This window comes from Bifidobacterium platyrrhinorum, from assembly GCF_010667645.1.
GTDB lineage: Bacteria > Actinomycetota > Actinomycetes > Actinomycetales > Bifidobacteriaceae > Bifidobacterium > Bifidobacterium platyrrhinorum.
Genome location: NZ_WHZV01000005.1, coordinates 96,534 through 109,195 on the forward strand (window position 1 = coordinate 96,534; position 12,662 = coordinate 109,195).

The 12,662-nt window shown below is 66.9% G+C and carries 9 protein-coding genes and 5 tRNA genes; 4 read left to right on the plus strand and 10 right to left on the minus strand.

The window, feature by feature from the left end; all coding sequences use genetic code 11:
- Positions 1–26: 26 nt before the first annotated feature.
- The 7 genes from GFD21_RS06955 to GFD21_RS06985 form a co-directional block, all read right to left on the minus strand.
- Complete coding sequence (locus GFD21_RS06955; protein ID WP_163197251.1) at positions 27–1,841, minus strand: AMP-dependent synthetase/ligase; 1,815 nt, start codon at positions 1,839–1,841, stop codon at positions 27–29.
- 116 nt (positions 1,842–1,957) lie between these two features.
- Positions 1,958–2,293, minus strand: coding sequence for a M23 family metallopeptidase (locus tag GFD21_RS06960; RefSeq protein WP_163197254.1), 336 nt, complete (start codon positions 2,291–2,293; stop codon positions 1,958–1,960).
- A 448-nt stretch (positions 2,294–2,741) separates the two neighbouring features.
- Positions 2,742–2,817 (minus strand) — tRNA-Gly (locus GFD21_RS06965).
- Positions 2,818–2,850: 33 nt separating this feature from the next.
- Positions 2,851–2,923, minus strand: a tRNA-Val gene (locus tag GFD21_RS06970).
- 43 nt (positions 2,924–2,966) lie between these two features.
- A tRNA-Val gene (locus tag GFD21_RS06975) sits at positions 2,967–3,041 on the minus strand.
- Between the two features lie 42 nt (positions 3,042–3,083).
- Positions 3,084–3,154: transfer RNA gene (locus tag GFD21_RS06980), tRNA-Cys, on the minus strand.
- Positions 3,155–3,182: 28 nt separating this feature from the next.
- Positions 3,183–3,255, minus strand: a tRNA-Gly gene (locus GFD21_RS06985).
- 167 nt (positions 3,256–3,422) lie between these two features.
- On the opposite strand from GFD21_RS06985, the gene GFD21_RS06990 reads away from it, so the two are divergent.
- Positions 3,423–4,277 (plus strand): PAC2 family protein, encoded by an 855-nt coding sequence (locus GFD21_RS06990; RefSeq protein WP_163197256.1) that lies wholly within the window; start codon positions 3,423–3,425, stop codon positions 4,275–4,277.
- A gap of 85 nt (positions 4,278–4,362) precedes the next feature.
- Here GFD21_RS06990 and GFD21_RS06995 read toward each other — a convergent pair whose 3' ends face one another.
- A complete protein-coding gene (locus GFD21_RS06995) occupies positions 4,363–5,154 on the minus strand; it encodes a fructosamine kinase family protein (protein WP_163197258.1) in 792 nt (263 codons plus the stop codon).
- A gap of 216 nt (positions 5,155–5,370) precedes the next feature.
- Between GFD21_RS06995 and GFD21_RS07000 the strand changes: the two genes are divergently transcribed.
- Positions 5,371–6,291 carry an undecaprenyl-diphosphate phosphatase gene (locus tag GFD21_RS07000; protein ID WP_163197260.1) on the plus strand — a complete coding sequence of 307 codons (921 nt, stop codon included), beginning with the start codon at positions 5,371–5,373 and terminating at the stop codon, positions 6,289–6,291.
- 133 nt (positions 6,292–6,424) lie between these two features.
- Here the strand turns inward: GFD21_RS07000 and dnaJ are convergent, their stop codons facing one another.
- Both dnaJ and hrcA read right to left on the minus strand, forming a co-directional pair.
- A complete protein-coding gene (dnaJ, locus tag GFD21_RS07005; protein ID WP_163197261.1) occupies positions 6,425–7,582 on the minus strand; it encodes a molecular chaperone DnaJ in 1,158 nt (385 codons plus the stop codon).
- 60 nt (positions 7,583–7,642) lie between these two features.
- Positions 7,643–8,872, minus strand: coding sequence for a heat-inducible transcriptional repressor HrcA (gene hrcA / locus GFD21_RS07010; protein WP_163197262.1), 1,230 nt, complete (start codon positions 8,870–8,872; stop codon positions 7,643–7,645).
- Between the two features lie 388 nt (positions 8,873–9,260).
- Here hrcA and tkt point away from each other — a divergent pair, with 388 nt between their 5' ends.
- Positions 9,261–11,369, plus strand: coding sequence for a transketolase (tkt, locus tag GFD21_RS07015; protein WP_163197263.1), 2,109 nt, complete (start codon positions 9,261–9,263; stop codon positions 11,367–11,369).
- 97 nt (positions 11,370–11,466) lie between these two features.
- A complete protein-coding gene (tal, locus tag GFD21_RS07020) occupies positions 11,467–12,570 on the plus strand; it encodes a transaldolase (RefSeq protein WP_163197264.1) in 1,104 nt (367 codons plus the stop codon).
- The last annotated feature ends 92 nt before the right edge of the window (positions 12,571–12,662 follow it).

Genomic DNA, 12,662 nt, shown 5'->3' on the forward strand with positions numbered 1-12,662 from the left:
TATGCCTGGGACGCCCGGTTCCGGATTCACTTCTTGCCGGCGTAGATCACGTTGTCGATGAGGTCGCGGTAGCGCTTGGTGATCGCCTCGCGCCGGGCCTTCATCGAAGCGGTGACGAGGCCGCTTTCCTCGGTGAAGTCGTCCGGCACGATCTCGAACTTGCGTATGGATTCGGCGCGGGAGACGAGTTCGTCCGCCTGGTTGACGGCGCGCTCCACCTCGGCGTGCACGATCGGGTTGCGCGCGGCCTCGGCCAGATCGGCGCACGGCGCCGCCCCCTGGGCTTCGAGCCACGTGTTCGTCTCCGCCAGATCGAGGGCGACGATCGCGGCGACGAACGGCTTGCGATCGCCGACGACGACGCACTGGTTGACGACCGGCGAGGTCATCACCGACGCCTCGAGTTCGCCCGGGGAGACGTTCTTGCCGCCGGCCGTGATGATGAGGTCCTTCTTACGGCCGGTGACGGTGACGAACCCGTCGTCGTCGAGCGAGCCGAGGTCGCCGGTGTGCAGCCATCCGTCCCTGATCTGCTCCCGGGTGATCTCGGGATGGTTGTGGTAGCCGACGCACACCGCGGGGCTCTTGATGCACAGTTCGCCGTCGTCGTCGATGCCCACGGCCGTGCCCTGCATCGGCAGGCCGATGGTGCCGATCCGGTATCCGGAGGTCGGGTTCACCGTGGCGGGCGCGCACGTTTCGGTCATGCCGTAGCCCTCGAGCAATGGCAGGCCGATGCCGTTGAAGAAGTGGGCGATGGACTTGTCGAGCGGCGCGCCGCCCGAGACCGCGTATTCGACGTGTCCGCCGAACACGTCGAGAATCGACCGGTAGACCAGCTTCGTATAGAACGCGTGCTTCAGGTTCAGCGGGAACGGGATCGGCTCGCCGGACTGCTGCGCCTTGGACCATGCGCGCGCGGCGGCGGTCGCGCCGGCGAAGACGCGCCCCTTGAACCCGGCGCCGGCCTTCTGCGAGGCCGCGTTGTAGATCTTCTCGAAGATGCGCGGCACGGCCAGGATGAACGTCGGCTTGAACGCGGCGAAATCGGCGAGGATGGTCTTCAGGTTCCCGGACAGGCCGAGCGTGACGTTGCCGGCGAAGCAGAAGAACTGCATGTACCGGGCGAACACGTGCGCCAACGGCAGGAACAGCCACAGCCTCGCGTATTCGGGCATGGCGATGGCCGGCATCGACCGGATGCCGGAATAGGTGATGAAGATGAAATTGCCGTGGCTCAGTTCGATGCCCTTCGGCGTGCCGGTGGAGCCGGACGTGTACACGATGGTGGCCAGATCGTCGCCGTGGATCGCCCGTTCGCGCTCACGGAACTCGGCGTCGGTGACGCCCTTGCCGTATTCCTCGAGCGTGTCGAGCGCGCCGAAGTCGATGACGTACACGTCGCCCAGATCGGGGCATTGCGAACGCACCGATTCGACCTTGTCCCTCTGCATGTCGTTTTCGGCGAACGCCATCCGCACCTGCGAATCATTGAAGATCATGCTCACCTGGGCGGGCGAGTTCGTCTCGTACACGGGCACGGTGAGCGCGCCGATCGACATGATGGCCATGTCGAGCGCCGTCCACTCCCATCGGGTCTTGGAGATCACGGACACGGCGTCTCCCGGCATGATGCCGCGGGCGATGAGCCCTTTGGCGAGCGCGATGACCTTGTCGCGGAACGCGGCGGCGGTGAACGACCGCCACTCCCCCGTGCCCGGCTCCTTGTATTCGATGAGCGGCTCGTCCGGCGTGCGCGCGGCGCGTTCGTCGAGGATCGAGAACAGGTTCCGATCGGTGTCGATCGGCCGTTCCAACGGCCGCAGGTATTCCTTCTTCATGATCCTCCCCCGATCATGCATATGCTTGTCGCCACCGATTGTAGCCCGCCGGCCGCGATGGGCGTCCGTGCGTTCCGGACATCCGGTCGGACGCCGGTTCGGGGCCCGACCGGATGTCATTGCGCCGGTTTGAGCGCGATGCGCCTGCGCGACGCCATCGCCTCCGGGTCGAGGTAGTCGTCCTTCCCTCGCCGCACGCCCCAGTGCAGGCACGCGCCGTCGCAGTGGTCGCTTCGCCCGCCCACCTCGCCGAACCGCCGTCCGCGGGAGACCTGCGCCCCGACGGCCAGATCGGTGATCGCGGGTTCGAAGGTGATCGTGAGCCCCTTATGCCGGATGCTCACCACCTGTTTGCCGGCCACCTCCCCCGCGAACGAGACGACGCCGTCGCCGGGGGCGAGCAGCGCGTCCCGTTCGCCGGCCGCCAGGTCCATGCCCCGGTGCCCGGACATCCAGGGACGTTCGGGCGCGTCGAACGCACGGACCGTCTCGACCCGGGACAGCGGCCATGCCAGCGTGGCGCGGCATGCTCCGGCGGCGTCTTGCGGATCCGTGCCGCGCCGGTCCGTCGCGGCCGATGCGGCCGACGCGGGTGATGCGGGCATCGCCGCCGATGACGCGTATGGAGCGGGTATACCCGCCGTTACCGTCTGCACGATTGTCAGCATGGCCGCCATCGCCGCCGAGCGGAGGCGCGGACGTCGGTTCCTTCGTGTTGCTCCGTCATGTCCGTTCATCGGTGGCTCCTTCGCCGTCGCGTCCGTCCCGGCGCATCCGTCGGGCTTCCCCTCCCACGATGACGGGGATGCGACGCCTTTGTCCATTCGTACGGATGATGTGTACAGAGGTCGCGGAAATCTTCACAAAACGAAAAACCCCGCTCCATGGCGGGTTTCCGGATGGAGCGGACAACGGGACTCGAACCCGCGGTCTCAACCTTGGCAAGGTTGCGCTTTACCAACTAAGCTATGTCCGCGTAGGATTCCCGCCGTGAGAAGCGGGATTCCAGTGGGCGATGTAGGAATCGAACCTACGACCCCTTCGGTGTGAACGAAGTGCGCTAGCCGCTGCGCCAATCGCCCGAAATCAATCGGTGTTCAGTTATCGGCCGAATCGCTTCGACCATGGTGGGCGATACAAGATTCGAACTTGTGACCCCTTCCGTGTCAGGGAAGTGCGCTACCTCTGCGCCAACCGCCCGGGCCTGCATTACAGTCAATCGAATCGCTTCGATCCGCTGAGAGGTGGGTACGAGAGTCGAACTCGTCTATACGGCTTTGCAGGCCGCTGCCTAACCGCTTGGCTAACCCACCGTAAGGTCGTCAACTCGTCGGACCTTAGAGCGGACAACGGGACTCGAACCCGCGGTCTCAACCTTGGCAAGGTTGCGCTTTACCAACTAAGCTATGTCCGCATGCGGTCGTGGGGATTGCTCCCCGCCGAAGCACGAGTCACTACTATATCCATGTCGCCTCGTTTTGCAAAGCACGGCGTGTCGCACCACCGCCCACCGGGCACGCCCGTGGCGAAAACCGCATGAAACCAGGGGATCGAACGCTCCCGCATGGTTATTCTGGAACCATGAGCGAGGAACGAGATCAGCGGGAGTGCGTACTGCTCGCCGCCTTCGAGGGATGGAACGACGCCTGCCAGGCCGCGACGAACGTGGTACGGCATCTAGTGTCCCGTTACGAGTCGCGCGAGATACGCCATATCAGCTGCGACGGGTACTACGACTACCAGGTGTCGCGCCCCATGCTGTGCCGTGTGACGGGACGCCCCCGCATCATCTGGCCGCAGACCACGTTCTACGAGATCACGCTCCCCACCGGCAGGCGCCTGTATGCGCAGATCGCCCCCGAACCGAATTACCGTTGGCGCGAATACTGCCGGCAGAGCCTGCATATCGCCGACGAGCTCGACGTGGACCGCATCGTCACGCTCGGCTCCATGTTCGCCGACTGCCCGCACACCCGCCCGCTGCCGGTCGACGTCTCCCATGATCTCGACGAGGCGGGCCGCAGCTGCGACTGCGGCGCGAACGACGACGAGGGAGGGTACAGCGGCCCCGTGGGCATCCCCACCGTGCTCGACGACATGGCCCGTGAGCAGTCGTTCGCCACCACGTCGCTATGGGCGTCGATCCCCCAGTACTCAGGCAACGACGACTGCCCGCAGGCCACGCTGAACCTGCTTCGGCGGCTGGGGCGCGAACTGGGTCTCGGATTCGACGAGGGCGATCTCGAGGCGCGCGCGAACGAGTGGAACGCGAAGGTCACGATGCTGCTGCGGTGCAGCGACCAGCTGGCCGACTACGTGCACCATCTCGAACGGGAATGGGACCGCGCGCAGGAGGCGCGCAGGGCGGCGTCCGAGAATCCGCGCCAGGCCGAACAGCTCGTGCGCGAGACCGAGGATTTCCTGCGCAACCTGTAGGCGGCGGTTCGCGCCGCCGGCGGTTCGCGCCGCCGGCGGCGTCGCAGGTTCGGTTCCGCAACGCCGCCGGCGCTCCGGTCCGACGTCAGCCCAGCAGGGAACGGCACATGGAACGGTATTCGCTCACATAGCCGCCGCCGAAGAAGACGCAATGGCCGGCGATCGGGTACAGACGCCACAGGGTCATGCGGTCCTCCCAGCCGGCCTTGAGCGGGTGCACGCCCTGGTAGCCGTCGAGGATGTCGCGAAGATAGGTCATGCCGAACAGGCCGAGCATGGCCAGGTCCTCCTCGCGGTGCCCGCCGTGCGCCGCCGGGTCGATGAGCACAGCCTCGCTGTAACCGCGGTCGGCGGTCCACATCACGTTGCCGCTCCACAGGTCCCCGTGCACACGCGCCGGCTTGTCGGAGGCGGCGCGGCCGAGCAGGTCGGGCAACGCGTCGACGACCCGTTCGGTCAGTTCCATGTCCCGCGCGTCGAGTTCGCCGCGACGCATGCCGAGCTCGACCATCGGCAGCAGACGCCCTTCGGCGTAATACGTGACGGGATCGTCCCACGTGCCGGTCGCCATCGGCACCGGGTCCTGCAACGGCCCGAAGTAGCAGGTGCCCTCGTAGCCGGCAGGCGCGGAACCGAAGTGGGGGGCTCCCGCATCGTGCATGCGGGCGAGCGCCGCGCCGAAATCATGCGCGGCCTTGACGGTGGGCATCGCGGAATGGACCTTCTCGATGTCGAGGTGGTCGTCCCCCCATCCGATCACCTGCACGACACGGGGGCCTCCCTGCGGCATGGCCTCGCCGAGCCATTGGAGACCGCGCCCCTCGCATTCGAAGAACCCCTTCGGGGCGAAGCCCCTGCTTTTGCGATACGTATCCATGCGACGCTCCTTGGATGACATGGGTGCCTGCGGCCCCTACGGCCGGATGCCGTCCGGGCCCTGATCGCTTCCTCATTGTGTGCATTGTGCAAGACATCGCCCGGCCCGCGGGGAAAATGAGCACGGACTTAGCCCCCCTTGAGTACAGTGGGCATCGCAATTGACGAATGTCGAATGTCGCTTTCACCCGATGTCATCTATGAGGTTAGAGGGGTTATGAATTTCTTCCAGGCGATCTTCCTTGGTCTCGTGCAGGCGTTGACCGAATATCTGCCGGTGTCGTCCAGCGCGCACATCCGCATCATCGGCGACCTGATGATCGGCTCCGATCCGGGCGCCGCGTTCACCGCCATCATCCAGATCGGCACCGAGCTCGCCGTGATCCTGTACTACCGCCGCGACATCATCCGCATCCTGGGTTCGTGGTTCGGTTCGCTGTTCGGCAAGGAGGGCAAGGACTGGAGGTCCCGTCTCGGCGCGAAGAACCCGGATACGCAGATGGGCTGGTTCATCATCATCGGCACGATGCCGATCCTCGTCGCCGGCCTGCTGTTCAAGGACGTCATCGAGACCACGCTGCGCAACCTGTGGATCACCGTCACCGTGCTCGCCGTGTTCGGCGTGCTGCTGTGGATCTTCGACGCACGTTCCAAGCAGGTCAAGACGATGAACCAGATGACCGTCAAGGACGCGCTGCTCTTCGGCGTGGGCCAGATGCTGGCCCTCATCCCGGGCGTCTCCCGTTCCGGCGGCACCATCACGTTCGGCCGTGCGATGGGCTACACCCGCGAGGACGCCGTGCGCGTGAGCTTCCTCATGGCCATTCCGGCCGTGTTCGGCGCGGGCATCCTCGAGGCGGTGTCCGCGGTGAAGGACGTGAGCGCCTGCGAGGCCACGAAGGCGGCCGACGCCTGCGCCGCGATCGGCGGCGCCGCATGGCCGGGCTGGGGGCCGACCATCGCCGCGACGATCGTGGCGTTCTTCGTGGGCTACATCGTGATCATCGGCTTCCTGAAGTTCGTGAGCATGTTCTCCTACAAGGCGTTCGCCGTCTACCGCATCGGCCTGGCCGTGGTGGTGGCGGTCCTGCTCATCGCCGGTGTGCTGCCGGCCATCGACCCGTCCATGGCCGGATGACCCGTGTGGCCCGCGCAAGAGGGGTACGGGCCACACGCGCAAGCCGCACATATATGACGATCCCCCGCATACGGACCGACCGTATGCGGGGGATCGTCATATATGCACAGCCATGCGGCGCTGCCGTCAGGGCTCAGCTCAACGCGTCCTTCAATTTGCTGAAGAAGCCCTTCTTTCCGGCCTGGCCGGTGGCGGGACGGGAGCTCTGCGCCACGTGGGTGGCGTCGCCGTCATGCGCGGCGGCGAACTTCTCGATGAGGGATCGCTCCTCGTCGTCAAGCCTGGTGGGGATCTCGACGGCGATGTGCGCGATGAGGTCGCCACGCTCCCCCTGTTCGCGCATACGGGTCACGCCCAGCCCCTTGAGCGTGACCGTGTCCTCGGGCTGGCACCCGGCGGGCACGGTCACGGTCTGCCTGCCGTCGAACGTGTCGATCTCGAGGTCGTGACCGAGCACGGCCCAGCTCATCGGCACGCGCACCCAGCAATGCAGGTCGTCGCCGTCGCGGGTGAACTGCTTGTTCGACCGGATGCGGATGTCCACGTACAGGTCGCCGGCCGCGCCGCCGCCCTCGCCGACCTCGCCCTGGTTGGCGAGACGGATGCGCGAATCGTCGCGGATGCCCGCCGGCACCTTGACGCCCACGTTGCGGGTGACGCGCACGCGGCCGTGGCCCATGCACGAAGGGCAGGGCTTGGAGATGATGTCGCCGTGGCCCTCGCAGCGCTCGCACGGCGCGGAGGTCATCATCTGACCGAGCATCGTGCGCACGACCTTCTGGCGGAAGCCGCTGCCGTGGCAGTCCGGGCAGGCGGTCGGCTTCGAGCCGTCGGCGGAGCCGGAACCGGAGCAGTCGGGGCACAGGCCGAACGTGGTGATGCGCACCTGTTCGGTGCCGCCGAACACGGCGGTCTTCAGGTCGATGGTCATGCTGGCGAGCGCGTCGCGGCCGGGCTGGGTGCGCGGGGTGGGGCCCTGGGACCCGCCGCCGAACGCGCCGCCGAAGAAGGTGCTGAACACGTCGCCCATGTCCCCCATGCCGCCGAAGCCGCCGGCGCCGAATCCGGCCGAGGCGTTGGGGTCGTTCGGGTCGACGCCGGAATCGTACATACGGCGCTTGTCCGGGTCGCTCAGCACCTCGTAGGCGTTGTTGACCTCCTTGAACTTGTCCTCGAATTCGGGTCCGGCGATGTCGGGATGGTACTTGCGGCTCATCCTGCGGTACGCCTTCTTGATCTCGTCCTCGCTCGCGGTGCGTTCGACTCCAAGCACCTCGTAGTAGTCTGCCACGGTTCGTTCGGTCCTTTATTTCGGTTGGTTGCTAGCGGGTTATTGTGCCATAAGGCGGGGTCAGCGCGTCTGCGGCGCGGGCGGTGCGCCGGCGTCCGGACCGCGGCCGTCGGCGGACGGGCCGCCCGGTTCCCCGCGGCCGTCCGGGGACGGCTCCCCGTGCGCGAGGAATGCGGTGAGGTAACGGGCCACGGCCCGCACGGCGGAGATCGTGTTCGCGTAGTCCATGTGGGTGGGGCCTATCGACCCGACGAAGGCGACCGGTTCGCCGGCCGCGTCGGTCACCGTCGCGGCGGCGGTCGTCTCTTCCCCGGTTCCGTCGTCACGGGCCGTTCCCACGGGTCCCGAATCGGGTTCGACGTGGTCCGCGTCGGGTTCCGCATGGCCGTATCCGCTGGTCACGACGGCGGCGTGCAGCAGTCCCGGCGTATGGGTCTCCGATCCGATGGCGACGCCGACGCCGTCCCCGCGCGCCGGCTCCTCGCTCAGCGCGCTCATCAGCCTCATGAGCACGACCTGCTCCTCGAGCGCGTCGAACAACGGTGCGAGGTCGGCCATCGTGCGCTGGTGGGCGAGGCTCGACGCCCCGGACATGTACAGTTCGGTGGCCCGCTCGTCGTCGGACATCACGGCGAACGCCTGCGCAAGGCCGTCGGTCAGCGCGCCGAGGCCACGGAACCGCGGGTCCGAGCCGAGGGCCCGCACCTGCTGCGAGGCCTTCGCGAGGGACAGCCCGGAGCAGTCGGCGTTCAACGCGTCGGTAAGGCGCGACGTCTCCTCGACGGAGGGCATCGACGCGACCGGCAGCGTGTGCTGCGCGACGCGTCCGGTGTCGGTGATGACGACGGCGAGCAACGTCGTCATCGACACCGGCACCAGCTCGACGTGGCGCAACGTAGATTTGGCCAGGGACGGCGATGCGACCACGGCCACCTGGCCGGTGATCCGCGCGAGCAGGCGCGCGGCGCGCTGCAGCGTGTCCTGCAGGCTCGCCGACCCGGACAGGAAGCTGTCGATGCCGCGGCGTTGCGCTGCGGACAGCGGCACGACGGTGGCGAGCCGGTCGACGAAGTACCGATACCCCTTTTCCGTGGGCACGCGGCCGGCGGAGGTGTGCGGCTGGATGAGGTACCCCTCCTCCTCGAGCGCCGCCATGTCGTTGCGTACGGTGGCCGAACTCACCCCCAGGTCATGCTGCCTGGTCAATGCGGTCGACCCCACCGGTTCCTGGGAGCGGATGTAGTCCTCCACGACGGCGCGCAGGACCACCATGCGTCTTGTCTGCGGCATGCGCACCTCCTTCGTTACGTACCCGACGGGTACATTTCACGCACAGTTCATGTCGGGGACCGACGCCCTCCATGCGCACGTCACCAAGGCGACGGCGAGGGGCCGGAAGGCCCTCTCGCGCGCACCTCCGGGACGCACGCGACGCGCATAATCGGCCCGAATATGCGGTATCCATTGTATTAGCACTCCGCAACACCGAGTGCTAACGCGTTCGTCGTCAGCATAGCGCCACATATTGTGAACGCTAACAGAACAGAAGTTACCAAAACACGCCAAAATCACACCGCTACGTCGCGAAATGACGCTAGCATGGAAACCGCAATGTGAGGGCGACAGCGCCCGGCACAAGCCGGATACGCGGCCCGACCAAGCGGAAGGAAAGACATCCATGACCGAATTCAAGGAGACCGAGCTGGACGAGCGCGCCATCAAGATGGCCAAGGTCCTGTCGGCCGACGCGGTTGAGAACGCCGGTTCCGGCCACCCCGGTTCCCCCGTTTCCCTGGCGCCCGTCGCCTACACCCTGTACCAGCACTTCATCAAGCACGATCCGAACGATCCCAACTGGGAGGGCCGCGACCGCTTCATTCTTTCCGGCGGCCACGCCTCCCTCACCCAGTACGTCCAGCTGTACTTCTCCGGCTACGGCGTGACCCTCGATGACCTCAAGCACTTCCGCGGCGGCGCGGACACCCGCACCCCGGGCCACCCGGAGTACGGCCTGACCCCGGGCATCGAGATGACCACCGGCCCGCTCGGCCAGGGCTTCGCCTCCGCCATCGGCTTCGCCTACGGCGAGCGCTTCCAGCGCGGCCTGCTCGATCCGAACACCCCGAAGGAAGACTCCCCGTTCTACCACAAGATCTGGGCCATCTGCGGCGAAGGCGACATCGAGGAGGGCATCTCCGGCGAGGCCGCCGCCCTGGCCGCCAACCAGAAGCTCGGCAACCTGACCGTGATCTTCGACGCCAACCGCATCCAGATCGAGGGCGACACCAACCTGGTGCTGGCCGAGGACGTGCTCAAGCGCTTCCAGTCCTACGGCTGGTACACCGACGAGTTCAGCTTCATCCAGCCCGACGGCTCCTACAAGGAGGACGTCGAGGGCCTGGCCGAGGTCATCGCCAAGGCCGAGGCCGCCGCCCCGGACCAGCCGAAGCTCATCAAGGTCCACTCCCTGATCGCCTGGCCGACCCCGGGCAAGACCAACGATCCGTCCTCCCATGGCTCCAAGCTGGGCGCCGAGGCCGTCGCCGGCCTCAAGAAGCTGCTCGGCTACGACCCGGAGGAGAGCTTCCACGTCGACGAGGAGGCCCTCGCCCACGCCCGCAAGGTCGCCGAGCGCGGCCTCGAGGCCCACAAGGAATGGGACGAGAAGTTCGACGCCTGGCGCAAGGCCAACCCGGACAAGGCCGCCCTGTACGACCGTCTGAAGGCCGGCGAGCTGCCGGAGGGCTTCGACAAGGCCATCGACGACCTCGAGGCCACCTTCGAGGTCGGCAAGTCCGTCGCCACCCGCGGCGCCTCGGGCTCCGTCCTCAACGCCATCGCGGCCGTCATGCCGGAACTGTGGGGCGGCTCCGCCGACCTCGGCGGTTCCAACAAGACCGACCTCAAGGGCGCCGCCACCTTCGCGCCCGAGGAGTGCGCCACCAAGCAGTGGCCGGTCTGCAACGAGTTCGGCCGCCAGCTGCACTTCGGCGTGCGCGAGTTCGCCATGGGCTGCATCACCAACGGCATCCTGCTCGGCTCCCACACCCGCCCGTTCGGCGGCACGTTCTTCATGTTCTCCGACTACGAGCGCTCCGCCGTCCGCCTGGCCGCGCTGATGGAGATCCCGAACCTGTACGTGTGGACGCACGACTCCGTCGCCGTCGGCGAGGATGGCCCGACCCACCAGCCGATCGAGCACCTGGCCTCCTTCCGCGCCATGCCGCAGCTCGAGGTCGTCCGCCCGGCCGACGCCTTCGAGACCGCCGAGGCCTACCGCTACTTCTTCGAGAAGAAGAACACGCTGCCGGCCGCCATGGTGCTGTCCCGCCAGGGCCTGCCGGTGCTCGCCGAGACCGCCGCCAAGGCCAAGGACGGCGTGCGCAAGGGCGCCTACGTCCTGGTCGACACCGAGGGCACCCCGGACGTCATCCTGCTGGCCACCGGTTCCGAGGTCCAGCTGGCCGTCTCCGCCGCCAAGACCCTGGCCGGCGAGGGCGTCAAGGCCCGCGTGGTCTCCGTCCCGTCGCTCGAGTGGTTCGAGGAGCAGGACGCCGAGTACAAGGAGGCCGTGCTGCCGGCCGCCGTCAAGGCCCGCGTCTCCGTCGAGGCCGGCGTTGCCATGCCGTGGTACAAGTACCTCGGCTCCTACGGCAAGCCCGTCTCCATCGAGCAGTTCGGCCTGCAGGGCTCCGGCTCCCAGAACCTCATCGACCTCGGCATCACCGCCGAGCACGTGGTGGAGGCCGCCAAGGCGTCCATCGCGGAGGTCGAGGCCGCCAAGTGATCCGTCGGGTGCCGCCGCACGCTCCAAGGGCGGCGGCACCCCTCCCCCCATCACAAACCAGGTTTTATTCCATACGGAATATTTAGGAAGGAAAACAATGACTGAAGCAACTCAGCGTACGTCCGACAACGGCGTCTCCATCTGGCTGGACGACCTGTCCCGCTCCCGCATCGAGTCCGGCTCCCTGCAGGACCTCATCGCCAACAAGAACGTCGTCGGCGTGACCACCAACCCGTCCATCTTCCAGAAGGCCCTGAGCCAGGTCGGCCCGTACGACGAGCAGCTCAAGGAGCTCGGCAAGGTCGACGTCGAGACCGCCATCCGCGAGCTCACCACCACCGATGTGCGCAACGCCACCGACATCTTCCGCGAGATCGCCGAGAAGACCGACTTCGTCGACGGCCGCGTGTCCATCGAGGTCGACCCGCGTCTGGCCCACGAGACCGAGGCCACCGAGAAGCAGGCCGTCGAGCTGTGGGAGAAGGTCAACCGTCCGAACGCGATGATCAAGATCCCGGCGACCCTCGAGGGCCTGCCGGCCATCACCGCCACCCTGGCCAAGGGCATCTCCGTGAACGTCACCCTGATCTTCTCGCTCGAGCGCTACGAGCAGGTCATCGACGCCTACATCGAGGGCATCGCCCAGGCCGCCGCCAACGGCCACGACCTCAAGCACATCGGCTCCGTCGCCTCCTTCTTCGTCTCCCGCGTGGACACCGCGGTCGACAAGAAGCTCGAGGAGATCGGCACCGACGAGGCCAAGGCCCTCGAGGGCAAGGCCGCCGTCGCCAACGCTCGCCTCGCCTACGAGCTCTTCGAGAAGAAGTTCGCCGAGGATCCGCGCTGGGCCGATCTGGCCGCCAAGGGCGCCAAGGTCCAGCGTCCGCTCTGGGCCTCCACCGGCACCAAGAACCCGGCCTACTCCGACTGCAAGTACGTCGATGAGCTCGTCGCGAAGCACATCGTCAACACCATGCCGGAGAAGACCCTGAACGCCCTGGCCGACCACGGCAACGGCGCCCCGTCCATCGAGGGCACCTACGAGGAGTCCCACGCCATCATCGACAAGCTCGCCGATCTCGGCATCGACTTCAAGGCCGTCACCGACAAGCTCGAGGCCGACGGCGTCGCCGCCTTCATCAAGTCCTGGGATTCGGTCATCGCCGACGTGCAGTCCGGCATCGACCGCGTCAACGGCTGAGACAGGCGCATCGTGCGGACTCCCACGTGTCCGCATAACGGCTGAATAGCTGGAATCGAAAGGCTCCCGACCGCAAGGTCGGGAGCCTTTTG